The sequence below is a fragment of the Algoriphagus sp. 4150 genome, from assembly GCF_031457395.1.
Lineage (GTDB): Bacteria > Bacteroidota > Bacteroidia > Cytophagales > Cyclobacteriaceae > Algoriphagus.
This window is the reverse complement of the sequence record NZ_JAVDWS010000037.1, coordinates 1-20,590: the sequence shown is the minus strand read 5'-3', so window position 1 is coordinate 20,590 and position 20,590 is coordinate 1. Positions and strand designations below refer to the sequence as shown.

The window sequence follows — 20,590 nt, the reverse complement described above, 5'->3', positions numbered from 1 at the left end:
GCGTTCGGTAAACTCTATGATGCTTTGACTCTGAAAAATATCCATTTAACCTATTTTTGAATAGATAAATATATGAATTTAAGCGACTACCTCTATCCCTTTATACTATCAGTCAAATTCCAAAATCCGGATTTTCCCATCCAATCCTGAGGGCATAGTATTCCAATTACTCGCATCAAATGGCTTGTAATCGATATTGACGAAATTGATTTCATGGTAATTTCTCCATTTTATTCCATTTCGATCCAAGTGCCTAATGCTGTTTGCCATTAGGTTGGCTACTTCTATTTTGATGGTATTTTTTCCATTCTGCAGCTGTTCACTTATATCAAGTTGGTAGGGAATACTCCAGATATTTCCTGCATACGCTCCATTAATCCATATTTTGGCACTTTCATGTACCTTGTTTATGGTCAATAAATAGTGCTTTCCCGCGGTCTTTCTGAATTCAAATTCAGAGGAATAGCTCGCCTGACCGGAGAAGTCATTGGCTTCCGGATCGCCGTTGTCTGTCCAAGGTTTGATGATCTCCAAAGCCTGGAGGGAAGGGAGTTTTGGTTGTCCCTGAGTAAAATTCACCTCCCAGTTTTTCGATATATCTGTCGTGCCTGAAGTCTTAGCGTAATCGGGCCAAGTTGCTATTTGTAAATTTGTCTTCTGATCAAATGTCTTTAGGAAAATAGATTCTCCTGATTTGAGATGGACGGTGACGCTTGTTCCCCCTGCTGCTTGTTGGGAAGGAAGAAGGCCTGTTTTGCCGGTAAGAGGATCCATTGCCATCACGGTTCCTGCTTTGGTGTTCAGTGAGATCGTCTGGGATATGGCCTCCGAACTATGGTTCACCAGAAAGTAGTAGCTGCCGTCTTCAACTTTTCTTCGGATGAAATCCAATCCTGAATCGACCAAGCTTTCCCGGTAAATCCCCAACAGCTCTAAGGTCTTGCCCAGCTCATCTGAAAGATATATTTCACCTTTTCCAAGAGTTGGTTTTCCTCCTTCAAATGATAAGGATTCCCATAATTGATTGAACTCACTCTCTATTGACTTTTGGTCAGTGTGTAAGCCGGGGATGGATTTTGGTTTGGACTGGAAGATTACTTTTGCGCCATTTTTTGCCAGTTTGAGTATATTTTTGAGTGTCTCGATTGGCATAAATTCCGTTTCCGGAATGATCAAAACCTTTGCTGAATTTTGATCCGATGTTTTAATCAGACCATTAGCAACTTCTGAATTTCCAATCATATCGTCTGAAATAAAGTCCAGAGAATACCCAGCTTCCATCAGTTTTTTGGATTGCTTGTAGAACTCCGTGGGATGTAGCCACTCATCCACTGCATGCACGGTGATCATTTCCATTTTCCCCTTTGGATCTGCCCAGACATCGTACACAGGCCAGTAAACCAGCAGTTCATTATCGGCTTTTCCAGCTTGCAAAATCACCTGTGATCTGGCAATAAAGTCATTGAATTGGTTGAAGTGAGGCCACAGGCTATTCTGTTGGGTTAGATTTAGCGAGGCATAAAACAACCAGCCGGGATAGGGAACATCTTCCGGACTGTAAGTAACGCCATGATAGAATATGTGATTGACTCCCGCAAGGAATGCCTGCTCCACTTCGGGTTTCATCTGGGCAAAGGATGATTTGAAATGCTCTCCGAGCCAAGTGAAGGTTTCGGAGGAGACTAGATTTTTTCCTGTCAAATGAGCTGCCGAGGAAGCAAACTTCAGCATGATGGGATCCGGATCTACATTTCGAATATCTGCGCTGTCTCTGCGTAAACCCGGGATAGGAAAATAGCTTGATCCGAAGGTCTCGCATTCGGGAATATCCACCGCAGCATAGAGATCGAGCAAGTTTCCGGGAGAACCGTGAGCTTGATTCTTGGTGAGTTTGGATTGATTGTGTGCCCAACTTGTCCAATTCTTGGTGAAATTAGTTAGTAACAGGTCATTGATCGTTTCCCGATAATCCGACTTTACTCTTCGCACGATGTCTGACTCTTCTTCACTTTCCAGATATGGTAAAAATTCTTTCAAATCATATCCTCTACGCTCCTCAAAATCAGCAAAAAAACTTTCGGTAAAATCAGCTCCATACACTTCGAAACTGTCATTATAAAATGCCCGAAAGCCGTAATCCTTCCCAGTGAAGGCTTTCTGAAAATGTAAATTATATGCGTCCACTGCTGACTTGCTGAAGTGATCCAAGGTAAATCCAATTCCACCCGGTGCAGCTCTTTTGACCATTTGACCGGTTTTGTCCATGAAAATGGCTTTGATATTCCATTCACCCGCTTCATCCCAAGTTAACTTTCCCGTGTCGTCTACATAGGCTGTGATTTCCTTCGCATTGGTATTCTGGTCATATGCCACCACTGCGATCAACTGAGCATCCTGCTGAGTTTCTTTTTTCTTTTGAAATATGATTGGAGTTGAAAGTGCCTCTCCATCTGTTTTTTTATAATCCTGAATCACCAGCCGTGTAGCTGCATTTTCCATACTTACCTGCGGGCCTCCAAATGGCCAGCCCGTCCCCTGTGTCATATCTACACCCATTCCGAGTGAATGAGCTTTGTTCACCGCAAAATCAAGCATGCTCAACCACTCCGCAGAAAGGAAGTCTATGTAGCGATCTTCATAGCCTTTTGCTCCATAGATAGGAGCAATTTCCACTCCGCCCAGACCGGCTTTCCGGTATGTTTCCAATAGTTTGGAAAGATTCTCTTCATCCACTGCGCTTCCCATCCACCACCAGCGGGTCCAGGGTTTGGCTGTTTGGGTGATTTCAGGCCAATTACCGGAAACAGGAACTTCCTTCTCTACCTGTTGAAATCCCAGGAATAGTAATAGTATAAGTGGAGTGAATAAAAATAAGCTTTTGTACTTTGGGGTCATTGGAAATGGAGGTTATTGAAGGTCAAAAACGTTTGGAAGTTCTACTGAAATAGGAGAGTTGTCCGGATTGGTTTCCATGATATCAGCCATGTGTTTCCACCAGCGTTGGACGATCCCGGTACTGCCTAGCTCTTGGGAATTGGCTTCCCCTTCGATCACCTGAAAGGCAAATAGACTGGAAGTTTCCTTGTCCAAAAAGATCTGGTAATCCAGGATTCCGGCCTCTTTGAGTAAAGTGACCAGTTCGGGCCATATCTCACTGTGTCTTCTTTCATATTCCTCCTCAAAACCCGGGATCAGTTTCATTCGGAAAGCTAGTTTTCTTGGCATTTTGGGTACTATAAATTGGCAGTAAGAAACGATACAGTGCGTAATTTATAAAAGCTATCCGGTTAGAAAAATGATTAAGTCAGTGATTATAGAAATATTGATTTAATCCGTGAAAAGTTGCTTATTCAAGCAAAACGATAAGTTTTCTGTGCAAAAACCTATTGAATATTGCGCAGCAAACCTCAAATCATAAATCTAAAAAAAGTGACAAATACGACCCTTATAGTAAGTGGAGTAAGAATCCCTTGTGCAAAAAGCCCTAACTAAAATTGCATAAAACAGCATCTGTCACGAGCTAAGTAATCAACCAAAATTCAATTCTATTATGAAGTCAATTACATTTTTCTCCCATTCAAAAAATATTTTCTATTTGCGCAGGATCGGGTGATGAGCAGCGAAAATCTGGATCGGGTTCTTCGTATCAAAACGAGCTCCAAGCGTGGTGGAACCGTGGAGAATGTCTATATGCGAAATGTGAAAGCGGGTAAATACAAGGAAGCAGCGGTGCGGTTTAATATGTTCTACGAAGAAGAAGGAGACCATATTCCCCAGATTAAGAATGTAATCGTGGAAAATCTACAGGTGGAAGATGGTGGAAAATATGCGGTGATGATCGATGCCTACGAGGAATCTCCTGTGGAGAATTTCCAGATGATAAACAGTACTATCAATGGCGTGGATGAGTTTTTTAAGGTTAATCACTTTAAAAACGCTAAATTTAAAAATGTGACAATCAATGGTAAAGAGGTGAAGGAGCTTGTGAGGACGGAGGAGTAGGAGAGCTGGAAGACCGATGACGGGAGACTGTAGGAAAAAAGGATGTTGTTATGAGATAAAGCTAAGTTTGATATGTAGATAGCTGTAGGCGATAGTCCACTGTCCACAGCAATATGTGGATAGAACTAAAGGGCTGAAAGCCCGAATTATCAAAGCTCAGCCTATAGGGCTGGGTAAAAAAATAGGCAGATATACATGTAAAGCTCTGAAAGAGCGGGATATTATAACAATCAAGAAATTCCTGAACATAAAGTTGAAAGTTGGAGGAAGACGGGAGATAGTAGTCAGGAGTCCTCAACAGTTTACAGATGTTGTTCACATGACAAGTATGATAGTGGGTACCTGATATGGATATTGGATGTTTTACACCTGCGTTTTCTACTTAACTAGAAAAGCCTTCAAATCATTTTCAGGAATAATTTTAATGGCTTCTACCACTACCTTGGCATTCAGTTCAGCACCTTCCTTGATCGTGTGGGTGTGATCGGTGTCATTGAAGAAATGTGTTTTCACATATTCCTCGCCCAGCTCATAGTACTTTGCAGCTACGAGTAAATTTACGTCTATAAAGGCAGTTTCAGTGTCCTCGGCCACCTGCTTTGCCCAGAGGCCATAATCAGTCTCTGCCGTGATGACTTTGCCGTCCTTCCAGTTGTTTCGGGGAACCAGTGAGCAGACAATAGGAGTAACTCCCTTGGCTTTGGCTGCCAAAATCATCTGACGTAAATACTGACCATAAGAATAAACTGTTTCCTGACGCTTGGTGATGGGATTGTATATGCTTTCCGCTTCCAATCCGGCACTTTTGATTGTGCCCCGGGCTCTGGCTTCATCATCCAGCGGACTTGAATCATTATGCCCAAACTGCATAATCAGGAAATCTCCGGGTTCTAATTTATCCAAAACCTTCTGCCAATGTCCGTAAGTCTGGAACGTTCGGCTGCTTGTACCACCAAGTGCATGATTCTGAACTTTGATCTTTTCTACATCAAAATAAGGAGCAATAAAATCACCCCATCCCCAAAGCCCTCCGGCACCGTCACCTTGCCCATTTTTCACGGTGGAATCTCCGATTAAAAAGAGGGTTGGTTTATCCTTTGTCAGATAATCTTTCAGGTCGCAATTAGTCAAATCCCGTATTCCCTCCGTAACTGACCAGGCATTGATCCTAGCCCCGCTTCATTGGTATGGGTGTGATCTCTTTCAAAAAGGCCTTTTACGACTTCCTGACCCCATTTGTCGTATTGGTCAGCCACTATTGAATTGAGGTCAATAAAGGGTGCTCCCTGTTTTCTTGCTGATTCCTTGGCCCATTTCCCAAAATCCTGATTGGCTCTTTCCACTTCTCCATCCTGAAATTTATTTCTCGGAATCATGGATGCCACGATGGGAGTTGCACCTTTAGCTTTGGTTTCGCTGATGAATTTCTCCAAATACCATCCATAGGTATGAACCGTTTCCAGACTGCCGTCTGGCCAGGTGAGTTCGATTGTTTCATCGCCCATTCCTCTCAATACGCCACGGTAACCTGCTTTGGTAGTATCAGGAGTACTCCCTTCATTATGCCCAAACTGCATGATCACATAATCTCCCGGCTTCAGCGCTTCGCGGACTTGATCCCATCTCCCTTCTTTGATAAAGGTTCTGCTGCTTCTGCCAGCCATAGCCTGATTACTGACGGTCAGTTTGGTACTGTCAAAAAACTCCTGCAGGAAATTCCTCCAGCCCCGCTGTAGATTTCCTTCTCCACCGTTTCTTACGGTAGAATCCCCGATGAGATAGAGCGTTTTCTTTTCTTCAGTTTGTTGATGAAAAGCAGTGAATAGGAGAGCTAAAACAAGAATTGACAGGGTATTACTGGTTTTGCTGAGATTCATCGATTACTAGGCTGAGCTAAAAGAATTACAAATTTTTAAGTTGCCCAATTTAGTAAAAGAATAGTAGGAGAATAACCTGTAGTGACATGAGTTGATATTTCCTGGTGGTTTTCGAAAAAGTTTCCCGCGGATGGACGCAGATGATTCCCGCAGATTGACGCCGAAAAATGCGCAGATAGCCGCAGATTTAACTTTGGTTAAATTCTTTGAAAATTGGAATCAGCAATAGTCTGCGTAATTGATCTGCGAAAATATGTGGGGAAAATTGATTCTAAGATGACCTAAAAAGGAAATATCAGTAACGAATGTTGACCCACGGTATTAAAATCCCGCCAGACCCGATTGAGTTCTGTATGGGTTTTGGCAGCTTCTAAACCTGAGAAAGGATATAATTTGCCATTAATTTCCCTGCACTTTTGGGTGAGTTTTCGGCTTGTTCTGCTTATTTTCTTCAATCCGGAATCTGATATTTTTCCGTTTTTTTCCAGTTCATCCCAGGAAGCACTGACTTGATGATAAAATGCCTCCCGGAGTTCTTGTAGTTTTTCCTCTTGCTTTCTGAGGAGTTTTTTGAAATACCTAAGATGCTTTTTGTCGTATTTTCTGTACTCATGTCTTCTCCAAAACGACTGCTCTATCAATTCCTTTAAGTGAAGAGAAATACCCAGAATATTCGCTGCAAGCGTAGCTTCGGCAAACTGCAGGAAGGGATATTGGTAAACTGAGGCAGTCAATTGAGCTTTTTCCGGAAGAATTTCAAAGCAACGGTTTAGCGGGACTTCAAGGTCATCGCATCGAAAAGCATGGCTTCCCGTGGCTATCATGCCCATGTAATTCCAGCCGTCAAGAATAGCTACATCTTTTCTGTCGAGGACAAAAGCTTTGATCACCGGCTTTCCTTTTTCATCCAACAGTGCCTTCCCATCCTCCAGTATCTCGCAGTTGGCAGTGAGATGTGTTGCATGCAGGGCTCCGGAAGCGTAGGTCCAACTCCCGGAAATGAGGTATTTGTCACCCACCAAATTGGCTTTTCCTCCTACAAATCCACTTCCTGCCAGGCAGAGTTTTTCGTCTGGGAAAATCTCATTGCGAAGTGACTCTTCCATAAAACCGACAAACCAGGCAGCGCCTGCGCACAGTGTAACTGTCCATCCCAGACTCCCGTCCAGCTTGGCCAGTTTTTCTTCAATTTCCAAGGCTTCCGGCAAGGTACAGCCCAGTCCTCCCAAGTCTTTTGGCACAAAAAGCTTAAACCATTTTTTGGAATAAATCTCAGCCAGCCATTCCTCGGGAAGGTATCCAAGTTCTTCTGCTTTGGTAGCGAGTTCGTGGCTAAACAGTTTCGAATTCTCCATGGCTGTGGTCTAGTTCTTTTTTCCAATCGAAATAACCAAAAACGGCTACGACGAAAAGGAAAATGGTAAGAAATGAGATTAGAATCAGTTGCTTGTGAAAGAGCAAAGGAATGGCTACGATATTTGACACATTCAGCCAAATCCAGTTTTCCAACTTTCTTTTTGCCAAAAGCCACATCCCCGCCCAGGCGGTGGAGGATACAAAGGCATCTACTATAGGCACATCGGAGTCGGTAAAATTGGTAAGTATAAAATAGAGAAATGCCCAGCCGCCCAGAGCGATTGCCCAGGTGATTTTCTGCTCAGTACCTGTACTTCTTGAGATTTGTGATGCCCCGGAGGAAGATCTGTTTTTCCACATGACCCAGCCATAAATACTCATTACTAGGTAATAGGCATTGAGCAGGGTTTCGGCGTAGAGCTTGGCATCCACCAGCAAGAAGCCGGAACATAAGATCCCGATGATGCCGGCGGGATAGAGCAATACATTGTTTTTGCGGGCGAGCAGTACTGAGGTGACTCCAAAACCCACAGCGAACCATTCCAGTACACCCGTGGATTTGATCTGCTCAGCGAGCAGACTCATGTCAATATACAATAGCATTTGAATAACGTTTTAGAATTATTCAAAAAAGGGAGAACAGTAATCTAGTCCCTACGCCGGCATTACCCGGATCAGGTGCTCAGTGATCGCTCACCGATGGGTATGATCTCAGCCCGAAATATTAGGGCACCCCTTAATTGATGGTGCTAAGATAGGGATTAATACATGATTTCGCTCTTCGAGCTGGATCACTCTAAGCTCGCTGCGCATAAACCGGATTTTCCGAAACCTGAGGAATTGCGAAAAATAACCAAGCAGGGAGCTAAAACTGTAGCGAAGCACCGGGAAGCTTTCTTGATGGATTGGGTCAAAAGATGGGAGTGGCTGAAATAGAGTAACAAATCCTAAGACAGATACCTTTATATCAGCTTTGGATAAATTGGATTCTGACTTCATTCCAATTCAGGTATGCACTATTTTAAATAAAAAGACCTATTCCCATAGCCGGGAATAGGTCTCTATCATTTTATATGCGTTGCTTATTTACTGCCGCCATATTCTTGATTTTGTTCTATCAGCGTATTGTCCAACTCCAAAAGTGGAATAGGGAGAATCTCATGCTTTCCTGCCACAAAGCCTTTACTTGCAAGTACTTCGGAAGCTTTTCCATTTCTGATTAGATCGAACCATCTATGTCCTTCTCCTGCGAGCTCCAGACGTCTTTCTTCCAAAACTGAATTTATAGAAACAGGAACAGGTGCTAAGCCGACCCTTGCCCTAACTGCATCTAGCAGAGCCTGTGCTCGGCCGGTATTTCCACCTCCTCTTACCAATGCTTCAGCTTCCAAAAGATAGGAGTCTGCAAGCCGGATTTCATAGATATTCTGACGGAAGTTCAGCTCCATTACTCCACCTCCTGTTGATCTGTCTTTCTGCCGTCCTGCAAACTTCTCCAAGAAATAGCCGGTATTGTTGTAGCCTTTTTCATAAGTAACTGCTCCTGCTTTTTCCAAACTGTCCAAATCTGCAATCGTTGCTGATTTACGGGGATCGTTTTTCATCACTTGATATAAATCCGGAGTAACAGTCAAAAAGCTCCATCCTGAAACATAATCCGGTGCAGTATCTGCGATTGGATTGTAACCTCGGGGGCCTACCATGATGTTCAAAAGATTGCCTTCTGTACATCCTACACACCCCCAATCACCATTTGATGTATTCGTAAAGGATACTTCGAAAATTGACTCCGAGTTGAATTTATTGTCAACTTCAAATAGATCGGAGAACTTGTCCAATAATTTGTATCCATACTGGCTGGTTCCGCCCGGAGTACCGTTTACCATTTCAAATTGCTCTGCTGCCATTTCAAATTTTTCCTGCTGCAAATAGACCTTGCCCAAGACAGCACGGGCCATTCCTTCAGTAGCTCTTCCCGCTTCTGTTTCCAGATTGAGCTGGGTAGGAAGGTTGGGAAGTGCTTCCAAAATATCCGCTTCTATCTGAGCATATACCTCAGCAGGATCTGCCTGTACTACGTCGAACATTTCGGATGTGGAGACCGGCTCTGTGAAAAGCGGTATGTTTTTAAAAAAGCGTACCAGATCAAAATAGAAATAAGCGCGTAGGAAGATAGCTTCTGCACGATAGCGTGCCTTTACTGCTTCATCCATAGGTACTCCGGGAAGTTTTTGTATAAGTACATTTGCGCGAAAAACTCCTGAAAAACCCTTACTCCAAAGATCTCCCTGAGGGCCGTTGGCAGGATCCAGTGTATAATTGGACCACACCTGAATGGAAGTGACATCGTTTGGCCCACCACCACCGGCAAAGTGATCGTCAGATGCAGCGTTAAGAGCAGTCAGTTTGGTGACATATCCTCCGCCCTGCATTCCGACTACGTCATATACAGCTACCAATCCATTGAATGCTTCTTCTTGATTCTGATAATAGTTGGATTCCAGGTCTGTACCTCTAGGCTTGATTTCCAGAAAATCATCAGAGCAGGAACTCAATGTCATTGCTGTCAGAGCGATGGCAGCGAGATATTTTTTATGTTTTAACATGATTAGAGTCAATTTTGATTAAAAACCTACATTTACGCCGACCATAAACGAGCGGGCTTGTGGATAAATACCACGGTCAATGCTCATTACTCCTCCGCCGATTTCAGGATCATACCCTGTGTATTTGGTGAACGTGAGCAAGTTTTCACTCATGACATATACTCTGGCCTTTTTCATGCCGACTTTGCCTGCAATGGCAGTAGGGAGTGTGTAGCCAAATTGGAGTGTTTTGATACGGAAATAAGATCCGTCCTCTAAATAGAAATCCGATGGGTTGCCGAAGTTTTTGTTTGGATCACCATCTACCAGTCTTGGGTAGGAATTGTTGTCTCCGGCTTCTGTCCATCTGCCCAGAGCTTCTGTCTGCCAGTTTGCAGTTCCGATATCCAATCTTCTTAGACCTTGAAACACCTTGTTGCCTGCCACACCTTGCCCGAAAAGAACCATGTCAAAAGCTTTATAAGCCAGATTCAAAGTAAATCCGTACGACCAAGTCGGAGTAGGATTTCCAATATAGGTCCGGTCTTTCTCGGTGATCTGTCCGTCTCCATCCAAGTCTGCCCAGATGAAATCGCCGGGCTTGGCATTTGGTAAAATTTGATTGCCATTGGAATCCACATAGTTTGCCACTTGCTCTTCAGTCTGGAAAATCCCCAATTTCTGAAATCCAAAGAAGGAGTTGGCCGCCTGTCCCAAACCGGTTCGGGTGATAGGGTAGGTGCTTGCCTGGAAACTCTGTCCACCTGAAATGAAATCTATATTGGCACCCAGATCAGTCACTTCATTGTGCAGATAGGATACGTTTCCACTCATACCGAGATTGAGATTGCCTAGTTGCTTTCTATAGCCGACTTCAAGTTCCACTCCCTTGTTTACCATATCCGCAACGTTTGCAGCAGGATTGGAAATCGCTCCCACGTAGGAAGGAATTCTTGGGTTTTGAAGTATACCTGTTGTGACCTTTTTGTACATGTCAAACGTCACATTGAAGTCTTCGAAAACTGTAGCCTCAATACCAATGTTGGCTTGACTGGTTTGTTCCCACTTTAGATCAGGATTGGATGGCGCATTTGGACTATATCCGATCAGGTAGCTTCCATTCGTTCCAATCGCATAATTTCTGCCACCGCCTATGGTGGACAAGTAAGCAAAGTCACCGATGTTGTCATTTCCCACTACGCCGTATCCACCACGTACTTTCAGAAAGTCAACTACATTGTTGCTTGGCCAGAAATTCTCCTGAGAAATAACCCATCCTGCCGAGAATGAAGGAAAAACCCCATAACGGTTGTTTTCCCCAAATCTTGAAGAACCATCGCGGCGTACAAGTGCTTCCAAGAGGTATTTCTCTTTGAAATTGTAATTGACTCTTGCAAATAGAGAAGTCACAGAATGGCCCGATCCTTCGGAACCTGTAGCAACGCGCTGATCGCTGGGTACATTGTAATTCAAAGAGGCATCGTCGAAATTGTTTGCAGGAACATTGAAATAAGTGACGCCAAGCGATCTGGTAGTATTGTCCAAATAAGCTCCCTGCCCCAATAATACGGTGAAGGTATGGTCCTCTATGCTTTTGGTGTAGGACACGGTATTCTCCAGATTCCAGTCGAAACCTCTACTCTGGTTTCTGGTAAAGGACGTCTGGTTAGATACGTTGGATCCGTTCAGATAAAACAGTGGAGTAAAGGATTCATTTCCCCAGTAAGATAGCTTTGCTCCCAAAGTGGATCGGAATTTCAATCCTTTAATAGGTTCTGCTACAGCATAGGCATTTCCCACGATATTGTCGGACCAACCATAATTTCCCAGTCTAGTTTGGATGTAAGCCAGCGGATTGACCATCTCCTGACCTACAATAGTAGATATGCCATAAGGATTTCCGTTAGGATCTCTGATCACATTTGGGGAAGTATACGGCGGCTGCGAAGCTAGAGCAGGATCGGTGATCACCGCAGGTGTGATAGGGTCCAAGTTGATCGCAGAGCTCAAAGGCCCGCCAAATTCTGAGTTCGTATTTCCCAGACCAATGGATTTGTCATGGGCATAACCCACGTTTTGGCCTATGGTCAGCCATTTGGCCAGTTTGTGTTCCGAATTCAGGCGTATGTTAGTTCGCTTGTAGCTGGAAATATCTGTAGCTACTATACCGTCTTGTTGCAAGTGCCCAAAGGAAGCATAGAAGGTGGAAACTTCATTTCCTCCGCTTACACTTAACTCATGATTTTGACGGCGGGCATCGTTGTTGAAAATCAAATCCTGCCAGTCAGTTCCTTCGCCATAGCTGGCCGGATTGTTAAATACCGGATTATTTCCCGCGTTGACAGCTGACTCATTTCTCAAGGTCGCATAATCGGTCGCATTGAGAAGATCCAACTTCTTCGCAGGAGCAGAGGTACCGTAATAGCCATGGTAGTTTACGCGCATTTCTCCTGCTTTTCCTTTTTTGGTAGTTACCAAGATCACACCTGCGGCTGCTCTTGCTCCGTAGATGGCCTGAGACGAAGCGTCTTTGAGCACTTCGATGGATTCAATATCGGATTGGTTGAGGTAGCCGATGCCACCACTGTCCACGACCACTCCATCCACTACCCATAGAGGGTTGTTATTTCCCAGGGTGGTTATGCCCCGGATCCTAATGGATGATGCAGCGCCGGGTTGCCCGGAGCTTGCCGCCACAGTAAGCCCGGAAGTACGTCCTTGAAGGGCCTGCTCTACGCGGTTGATGGGCATGTTTTCCAGATCTGAGGCTTTGACACTTGAGATAGCTCCGGTCACTACGCTCTTTTTCTGAACACCGTAACCTACCACTACCACTTCTTCCAGATCACTGCTGGATTCCGCCAATTGTATATTGATCACTGATTGATTTGACACCGGTACTTCTTGGGTATCAAATCCAAGAAAACTGAACACTAAGGTGCTTCCCACGGAGGCATTGATACTGTAATCACCATTGATATCGGTGACTGCACCATTCGTGGTTCCTTTTTCGATTACTGTCACTCCGGGGAGTATATCTCCATCTGACTGAAGCGTGACTTTTCCTGTAATTGTTACCTGTTGGGCATGCGCTACGCCTGCCAAAAGCAACAAACAGGAAAAGAAGAAAATAGTAAAGATTCTTCTTTCCATTGGAAATGGGTTTAGGTTAATTTGACTTGATTAATTAATCGTTAGTCCGCTTTTCATAGCAGATTCACAAGCCTCAAAACTGCTAAGCTTAACTTAAATCCACACTACAGAGTGACGCTACATTACCCCTACAAAAGTTTCAAAAAGTGCTTTAATGGCTTTTGTGAAGCACTACTTGACTACTACAATTATTTTTTTGGGATTAGACAGGGCTATGTATGGACAAATGGCGCAATAAATACGGCTCTTAAAAAAACACAAGGATTCCAGAGCGGTTTAGGAAGTAGTAATTTGAATCAGGAAATCATGGAGATTCACTTCCGTGCTGATCTGTAATTTTTTCCTAAGCCTGTATCTTCCCACTTCCACGGCCTTCAAAGAGATACTCATGAGGTCTGCAATTTCTTTGGAAGAAAGATTCATCTTGACGAATGCACATAGTTTTAGTTCATTAGCTGTAAGTGCAGGGAATTTTCCTCTGAGGATTGTAAGGAAATTGGAATGGACATGATCAAAATGTATGGCAAATCTATTCCAATCGTCATCACTTCGCTCTACCTCATTGATCAGTCTGATTACTTTTTTGGCATTAAGTTCGGATTCACTTTCCGCCATAAGTTCTTCTTTGATTTTGGCCAATACTTTCCCCCGCTGAAGCAAGTGCATAGTCGTGGAGCCAAGTTCTTGATTTTTATGGTTGATCTCGGCTTGCAGCTTATCATTTTTGAGCCGCATGATTTCCTTTTCTGTGCGCTCCAGTGCCAGACTGTGCTTATCTCTCAAGTGCTTTTGTGCTAAGACATGCTTTTTGTTCTGCTTGGTAAAAAACCAAAAGAGCGTGCCAATGAGTATGATAAAGTAAAGTAAGTAGGCCCATACACTTTCATACCAAGCGGGTAAAATTGTAAATGCATAGCCGGCAATTCCCGATTCGTTACCTAGATTATTTCTTGACTTTACTTCAAAAGTATAGGTTCCTGCACCTAGATTGGTATAGTCTTTTTCACTTCTATCTGTCCACTCACTCCACCCTTGGTCAAAACCCCGAAGAAAGTAACTGTATTCCAAATTTTCAAGTTGACGAAATGTTGTAGATGTGTATTCCAGATGAATGGAGTTCATCGTATGGGAGAATTCCTGGATGTCATTTATAGTCTCATCTACACTGTGCATGGTATAGACTACAGTATCTTGTTGGCCAAACAGACTTACTTTTCCTATCCAGCCGGTAGGTCGGCTGATTCTCTTTCTATATTCCCCGTAATTGATGTGGTAAAATCCCTTGTTTGAACCTACCAAGATGTTTTTTTTGTCTATAGCATAGATGAATTCATGACCACCAATGACATTGCCTGAAAGCTCCGGCAAGTAAATAATCGTGAAGGGAAGCTCATTCTGTGGCATGCTGTAATCAATAACTCCGATATTTTTATTTGATATAAACCATACATTGCCTTCTTGGTCTTCCTGCAGGTATTGAACACTCATTCCTCTGAGCACTCCTTTGAAAATATCAGATTGCCGGAATCTAGCCGTCTTTTGGTCGAATTCGTAGATACCTGATTCCGTAGCTATAAGGATTCTGTTCTTCACCTGAAAGGCATAATTGTAAAGATCTGAGGGTAAACCGTCTGCTGCAGTGTAGGTTGAGGTTTTGATGACTTTCGAGAAATCATCTGAAAGCTCCTGGCGGTAGATGCCTCTGTAGGGATGGGAACCCCAGAGTTCACCCGTACTGAATTGCATCTTCAGAAATCGAAGAGATTCAGAGAGTTCACCAATAGCCCCCATGTCGTTCAGCGCGGTGCCATTTTCCGAAAGAAGCTGCATACCGGTATAGGTTCCAACGTAGATTTCCGAACTTGGATAGATGGCGGTAGCAGGCTGAAAAACCCACGCTCCGGTATGGTTGAAAATAGCTTTGGCATGATCCTCCACAATTTCAAAAGCACCATTTTCATGCCCCATAAGTAGACGGTCGTTGATTTCCTGTATTTTCCAGACTTGTCCTTCTGATCCTTGAATTAAAGTAAATTCTCCTTTCGCAAGGCTCAAATCCTCATTTTTTGAGGAGAGGGTAAATTTGTAAAGCCCATCCGAAGTGCCTAGATACAGCTGATTTTTATAACTCATGGCTGTATACCCAGATACACGTTTACCTGCATCCGGCTGAACTTCCTTGATCGGATTTTGGAAATCTATGTAATCTATCCCATCATCCAGTCCGATCCATAATCCAAAGTCTTTGTCTACAAAAATACTTCGCACATTGTTAGTTTGTAATCCTTGGGCAAAGGTGAATTGCTGTACCGGTTTGCCTTCAATGTCTATTATGAGTACACCGGATGACTTGGTTCCTATGGCATAAGTTTCAGAATCGATTTGGATGGCGGTGTTTACCCAACTTTTCCTTAGCAATTCATCTATTTCTGTAATGAAAGGTTTTAGCCTGTCTGCATCTAAAAGATAAGTTCCGTTGGATAAGGTAAAAACAAGTAAATTATCAGCGCTAAACGGAAGGATACTTACAATGTGGGGAAATGTGGCAGTCGAAGAATTTAGGACTTTTTTCCAAATTCCATTTGAGAACTCCATTAGCCCCGTTTCCTTGTCTTGGGCAAATACTCTATCATTTACTACTCCCAAGTACAGCCATTCGGTTCCGGAGGTGAATACCTGCATCACTTCGTTTTTGAAATGATAAATCCTGTTGTGCTCTAGAAAAAAGAACTCATCACCACGATTTACAATCTGCCAGATATCGGAAAAGCTTCTGTCGTGTTCAGGGATAAGATGCTTAAGTGAATGGAAATTCAATTGACCATTTGAGGCTGCCTGAAAATATCCTATCTCATCCTGTCCTCCGACAAAAAGACGGTCTTTGGAATCGAATTTTACAGAACGGATGATGGTCTTGTTAGGAAGCTGATAACGGTCCCAGAAGTTGCCGTTGAAGGTAAGTAACCCCTCATTATTGCCAAAGTAGATAACTCCCTTTTTATCCTGTGTAGCGCCCCAATTCTGAAGCCCCGCCTGATATGTCTTATTGGTGAAATTCTTAATCTTGGGAGATGCCAGTTCAGATTGGGAATTACCTGAACTTGAAAAAACAATAAGTAATATAAATGTCAATAGGACATTCTTCATTTAGGATAATTAAATAGTTGGTTTTAGTTGTTATTGGATTTACTCTGATTGACGACTGATGCTGACACCCCTGTAAACCTGTTTATCGGATCACATGATCTTGTATGCAAATTGCTTAAATATTTTCAAAGTCAGGGATTTTCAGTTCAACTTCAATCATTGCTTGATTTTTGTCAATTTCCAAACAGCACACGGAATAGTAACCTCGGGTAAATTGCTAATTAACGGGTCAGATTTTCCATTTGCTCCGGATTTTCAATAATGACTTCATTGTAGATTAAAGTCCAGCCCAAGGATTTTGTCAGGACATAGATATTTAGAAGTTCACTTATCAAGCGTTCCTGTGCATCATCTTTGAGACCCGAAGCTTCGATTTTATCTCTAAACTGTTTGGTTATATTGGTTTTGATTTTGTTGTAATCGTTGGCTTCAAACTGGTTTAAAAAATCCTGCGTCACATCATAGTATTCAAATTCTGGATAAATATTTATCACGGGCTCAGGAATTTTGATGATGGTAAGGGTCTTGGATTTTTGATCAATCTTCGTTTCCAATTTCCGCAAATCATATTCCACAGTTGCTTTTGCCTTGGCGATAATCAAGGCCTTTTTATTGGCGCTTACCAGATCGAGAAATAGCTTTTGGGAGTTTCGGTACGTGTAAACCTGAGAATAATAACCTTCTGTCACGATTAGTTTACCTACGTTTTGGATTTGTTCCTGTATCATTGCAGAATTGGCATTGAGTTCCTCTTGGCTGTCTTTTCTATCTACAAAAAACCAAAGTCCCGCCATAACGAGAAGAGCGGCGATAAATCCAAGGAAAAATCTATTCATAATTGAATCGAAGTAAGTGTTAAAGATAAGGTAAACTACGAAATTTGTTTTGGCAGAGAACTAGACTCAGATATTAACTTGTAGCCTCCATAGTATGGTTCGAATTGGCGTGATTTCTCAATGGATCCAAAAAATGGTCCATAGCAACTTTAATCTTATACGCAGAAGACCTTTTAGGTTTTAAGAATTTGTTGCTTTTAAGTACGACGAAGGTCATTTGGCTGAATTCGACATTTTTCAGTAATCAAATTTCTGAGGAAGAGCCACTTTGCCTGTTAATTAGAAATTAAATTAAACAATTTAGACTCTGATGGATTAAGTCATTATGAAATCGAACATGACTCAAAAGTCACACACTGGGATGATTATCAGCCATGCGAGATTCTCCCGATCCGCCGCGGCGGACGGGACAGGCTATGTGGCCGTTGGAGAACAAATTATAAACACATGAAAAAGAAAAAGCCCGGAAAATTTGCTCCTTTAATGAGTTGGGACATCAGTAATCCCATGAGCGAAATAAGAGCCAAAAAGATAGAAGACCTAGAGACTCTGATGGGATTTTCTGAGTTACATCACTGGCAAGTGGACTTGAATAAGGAATTGACGGCAGGTTATCAGGCACTTGTACTGACTGATTCTGATCAGCAAATCCTGTGGGTCAACCAGGGCTTTCATACGATGACGGGATATACGCCGGAATTTGCCTTAGGGAAAAAGCCTTCTTTCCTTCAAGGGGCAAATACGTCTGAGAATGCCAAGCGAAGAATTAGGGAAGGTTTGGCTGCCGGTAGGAATATTACGGAAGTAGTAACAAACTATCGAAAAGACGGGGAAGAATACGAATGCCGGATTTCTATTATTCCTTTGATCCATTCGACCCGTGGAATTACCCATTTTTTGGCTTTGGAAAGGGAAAAAATATTGGCTTCCTAGAGAAAAGTTTCGATCCTGTTTCATTTAGCTTTTACCGGACTAACCGATTAAACCGATGCTCAAAACTGAGAGGTGTTAATTTGGTTTTCAGCTAAACTGTTGACAAACATTCCCAATTGTCTGCTTGTGTGCTTCTGCTCCATGAAACAAATAAATTATCAGCCCTTGGCTCATTACCGTTAATCATAAAAATGAATATACAATGTTACATTTCTTCAAATGCAACATTGTTTCATAGTGTGACGCAACTATATTTGCAATATAATTGCAAAATAATACGCCATGCTCTTGTGTATTCCCGCTTTTACGGGTTTATTCCTTTTTTCTATAAATGAATTTAACACTGAAAAATTCTACCCGGATGATCATTTTGAGCCCCGCCCGTTGGTTGATTTTTCGGTTAGGCCATCCTTGGATACTATCCCAAAGGATTCAGCAGCTTCCAAAGTCATGGAGCTGGAGGAATTTTTATTGAGTGAGCAGAGAGCAAGACAATTGAGAAATGAGGAATCGTTCAATGTAGATTTTGTCAAGCAAGAGTTCATCCGGGAAAATAGAGGAGGAAGTTTGATGAAATCATTGGAAAGACTGCCGGGAGTGAGCACCATAGGAATAGGCTCAGGTGCTTCCAAACCGCTGATCCGCGGCCTTGGTTTCAATCAGGTGATGGTAGTGGAAAATGGCATCAAGCACGAAGGTCAGCAGTGGGGAGCGGATCATGGACTTGAAATAGACCAGTATGCAGCTGATCAGGTAGTAATTATAAAAGGACCGATATCATTCAAATATGGCTCTGATGCAATTGCCGGAGTAGTGGATATCCGTGAGAAACCGGCTCCAAGCGAAGATGGAATAGGTGGTTCGGTAGACTTGGGAGCCAAAACCAATAATGCATGGTTAGGTGGCTCTATTAATCTGTTTGCAAGAAAGAATAAATGGTTTGTAGACGGCAGACTCACCTATGCATCCTATGCGGATTTTAAAGTTCCCACTGATTCGGTCTTTGTATATGACTTCGGAGTAGCCTTACATGAGAATAAAGTAAGAAATACTGCCGGAAATGAATTCAATTTCTCGGGCAGGGTGGGGTATATCGGTGAGCATCTCCGCAATACGTTTTCTATATCCAGAGTAAGGAGCAAATCAGGTTTTTTTGCCAATGCCCACGGATTGGAGCCCCGACAAGTAGATAAGGATCTTCACGACCGTTCCGACCGGGACATCCTTTTGCCTTTTCAGGAAGTGGATCACCTCAAGTTGATTAATAAATTGAGCTATTCCATGGGCAACAACTTGCTTGAGCTGGATCTGGGCTATCAGCGAAATGACCGCAAAGAATGGAGCCAATATGTCAACCATGGATACATGCCTCCTATATTTCCCTCGGAAATGCCTTATTCTTCCACGCTGGAAAGAGCCTTTGACAAAGAAGTTTTTTCCCTCAATCTGAGAGATGAGCTATTTTTGAAAAATCACACGCTATCCTTTGGCGCAAGTGCAGAATATCAAAACAATGATATTGGCGGCTGGGGTTTTTTAATTCCTGCTTTTGAGCAATTCAGCTATGGATTCTATGCAGTAGATAAATATAAGATAAATCCCCTATGGCAGCTTACCGGCGCCTTACGCTATGACCATAGCCGAATTCACGTGTTTGAATACCGCGATTGGTTTCCCAGTGTAAAGGACGCCAGTCAGGCCGGGGATTCAGACTACCTGAATAGGGCGGAGGATTTCAAGAGAAATTTCAACAGCTTGGTTTGGTCTGTGGGGTTCAATTATGTGCCCGGAGACTTAAGCTTTAAAGGAAATGCCGGAACGAGTTTCCGAATGCCTATAGCAAAGGAACTTGCTGCTAACGGCGTGAATTACCATTATTTCAGATACGAGAGAGGGAAGGACGATCTTTCACCGGAGCGTTCTTTTCAGCTGGATTTGGGAACTGATCTCACCAAGGAGAATTGGTGCGTGAGTTTTAGTCCATTCCTAAACTATTTCCCCAATTATATTTATTTGAACCCTTCCTTTGAGCATGATTATTTATACGGTGCCGGAAATCAGATTTTCAATTACACTCAAAGTGAGGTGTTCAGGTATGGAGCAGAGATCAGCGCTTCCTATCAGTTTACTCCGTCGCTAAGTACAGAGCTGCTTGGGGAATACGTTTACAGCAAGCAACTCTCAGGAGACAAGAAAGGATACACTTTGCCATTTTCCCCGCCACCGTCAGCTGTATTGAACCTGACCTATAAGCCTAATCTGCAGGGTGCATTCAAGTCACCTTATTTCGCATTGGATTACAGGCTGACAGCCAAGCAGGACAACATAGTTCCTCCTGAGAAAATCACTCCGGGCTATCAGTTGATCAATGTGCGGATGGGATCTAATGTAGCCATAGCCAATCGGAACATAAAGGTCGATATCCAAATACAAAATCTCTTCAATACCCACTACCTAAACCATACAAGTTTTTACAGGCTGATAGATCTGCCTGAACAAGGAAGGAACATTGCTCTTTCCCTCAACTATCAGTTTTGAGAATTCAATCAGCTTATAAACCAACTTAATACACTATGAAATCGAGCATGTCGAGAGCGACACACATTGGGATGATTATTCGCCGTGCGAGATTCCATCTGACCATTAAAAATCAAAATATAAACAGATGAAATATCCATGACGGGAGCGCGACACACAGGGG

15 protein-coding genes and 1 riboswitch are annotated in these 20,590 nt (G+C 42.9%); of the genes, 5 read left to right on the top strand and 10 right to left on the bottom strand.

Annotated features, from left to right (window positions below; translation table 11 throughout):
* Window positions 1–108: 108 nt before the first annotated feature.
* Both J2X69_RS23810 and rhaM read right to left on the bottom strand, forming a co-directional pair.
* Window positions 109–2,895, bottom strand: a complete 2,787-nt coding sequence (locus tag J2X69_RS23810) for a glycosyl hydrolase (protein WP_310109088.1) — start codon at window positions 2,893–2,895, stop codon at window positions 109–111.
* Window positions 2,896–2,907: 12 nt separating this feature from the next.
* A complete protein-coding gene (gene rhaM, locus J2X69_RS23805) occupies window positions 2,908–3,225 on the bottom strand; it encodes an L-rhamnose mutarotase (RefSeq protein ID WP_310109085.1) in 318 nt (105 codons plus the stop codon).
* A gap of 387 nt (window positions 3,226–3,612) precedes the next feature.
* Here rhaM and J2X69_RS23800 point away from each other — a divergent pair, with 387 nt between their 5' ends.
* Window positions 3,613–4,002, top strand: a complete 390-nt coding sequence (locus tag J2X69_RS23800) for a glycosyl hydrolase family 28 protein (protein WP_310109080.1) — start codon at window positions 3,613–3,615, stop codon at window positions 4,000–4,002.
* A gap of 115 nt (window positions 4,003–4,117) precedes the next feature.
* The gene (locus J2X69_RS23795) at window positions 4,118–4,348 is read left to right on the top strand and encodes a hypothetical protein (RefSeq protein WP_310109077.1); all 231 of its coding nucleotides are present in this window, start codon (window positions 4,118–4,120) and stop codon (window positions 4,346–4,348) included.
* 32 nt (window positions 4,349–4,380) lie between these two features.
* Here the strand turns inward: J2X69_RS23795 and J2X69_RS23790 are convergent, their stop codons facing one another.
* The 4 genes from J2X69_RS23790 to pnuC form a co-directional block, all read right to left on the bottom strand.
* The gene (locus tag J2X69_RS23790) at window positions 4,381–5,061 is read right to left on the bottom strand and encodes a rhamnogalacturonan acetylesterase (protein WP_310109074.1); all 681 of its coding nucleotides are present in this window, start codon (window positions 5,059–5,061) and stop codon (window positions 4,381–4,383) included.
* A 68-nt stretch (window positions 5,062–5,129) separates the two neighbouring features.
* The gene (locus J2X69_RS23785) at window positions 5,130–5,879 is read right to left on the bottom strand and encodes a rhamnogalacturonan acetylesterase (RefSeq protein WP_310109071.1); all 750 of its coding nucleotides are present in this window, start codon (window positions 5,877–5,879) and stop codon (window positions 5,130–5,132) included.
* A 281-nt stretch (window positions 5,880–6,160) separates the two neighbouring features.
* Window positions 6,161–7,234 (bottom strand): acyl-CoA dehydrogenase, encoded by a 1,074-nt coding sequence (locus tag J2X69_RS23780; protein WP_310109069.1) that lies wholly within the window; start codon window positions 7,232–7,234, stop codon window positions 6,161–6,163.
* On the bottom strand, window positions 7,212–7,838 hold the full coding sequence (gene pnuC / locus J2X69_RS23775) for a nicotinamide riboside transporter PnuC (protein ID WP_310109067.1): 627 nt from the start codon (window positions 7,836–7,838) through the stop codon (window positions 7,212–7,214). Before pnuC ends, J2X69_RS23780 begins: the two co-directional genes overlap by 23 nt.
* A gap of 30 nt (window positions 7,839–7,868) precedes the next feature.
* A riboswitch (TPP riboswitch) is annotated at window positions 7,869–7,982 on the bottom strand.
* A gap of 21 nt (window positions 7,983–8,003) precedes the next feature.
* Here pnuC and J2X69_RS23770 point away from each other — a divergent pair.
* Window positions 8,004–8,171, top strand: coding sequence for a hypothetical protein (locus tag J2X69_RS23770; RefSeq protein WP_310109065.1), 168 nt, complete (start codon window positions 8,004–8,006; stop codon window positions 8,169–8,171).
* 146 nt (window positions 8,172–8,317) lie between these two features.
* On the opposite strand, the gene J2X69_RS23765 is transcribed toward J2X69_RS23770, so the two are convergent.
* The 4 genes from J2X69_RS23765 to J2X69_RS23750 all read right to left on the bottom strand — a co-directional run bounded on the left by J2X69_RS23765 (window position 8,318) and on the right by J2X69_RS23750 (window position 16,956).
* Window positions 8,318–9,841 carry a RagB/SusD family nutrient uptake outer membrane protein gene (locus J2X69_RS23765; protein WP_310109063.1) on the bottom strand — a complete coding sequence of 508 codons (1,524 nt, stop codon included), beginning with the start codon at window positions 9,839–9,841 and terminating at the stop codon, window positions 8,318–8,320.
* A gap of 18 nt (window positions 9,842–9,859) precedes the next feature.
* Window positions 9,860–12,973, bottom strand: coding sequence for a TonB-dependent receptor (locus J2X69_RS23760; protein ID WP_310109060.1), 3,114 nt, complete (start codon window positions 12,971–12,973; stop codon window positions 9,860–9,862).
* A 276-nt stretch (window positions 12,974–13,249) separates the two neighbouring features.
* Window positions 13,250–16,120 (bottom strand): triple tyrosine motif-containing protein, encoded by a 2,871-nt coding sequence (locus tag J2X69_RS23755; protein ID WP_310109057.1) that lies wholly within the window; start codon window positions 16,118–16,120, stop codon window positions 13,250–13,252.
* A gap of 221 nt (window positions 16,121–16,341) precedes the next feature.
* Window positions 16,342–16,956, bottom strand: coding sequence for a DUF4230 domain-containing protein (locus tag J2X69_RS23750; protein WP_310109054.1), 615 nt, complete (start codon window positions 16,954–16,956; stop codon window positions 16,342–16,344).
* Between the two features lie 447 nt (window positions 16,957–17,403).
* Between J2X69_RS23750 and J2X69_RS23745 the strand changes: the two genes are divergently transcribed.
* Together J2X69_RS23745 and J2X69_RS23740 are read left to right on the top strand one after the other, a co-directional pair.
* Window positions 17,404–17,889 carry a PAS domain-containing protein gene (locus J2X69_RS23745; protein WP_310109053.1) on the top strand — a complete coding sequence of 162 codons (486 nt, stop codon included), beginning with the start codon at window positions 17,404–17,406 and terminating at the stop codon, window positions 17,887–17,889.
* Between the two features lie 282 nt (window positions 17,890–18,171).
* Window positions 18,172–20,427, top strand: a complete 2,256-nt coding sequence (locus J2X69_RS23740; RefSeq protein WP_310109050.1) for a TonB-dependent receptor domain-containing protein — start codon at window positions 18,172–18,174, stop codon at window positions 20,425–20,427.
* The last annotated feature ends 163 nt before the right edge of the window (window positions 20,428–20,590 follow it).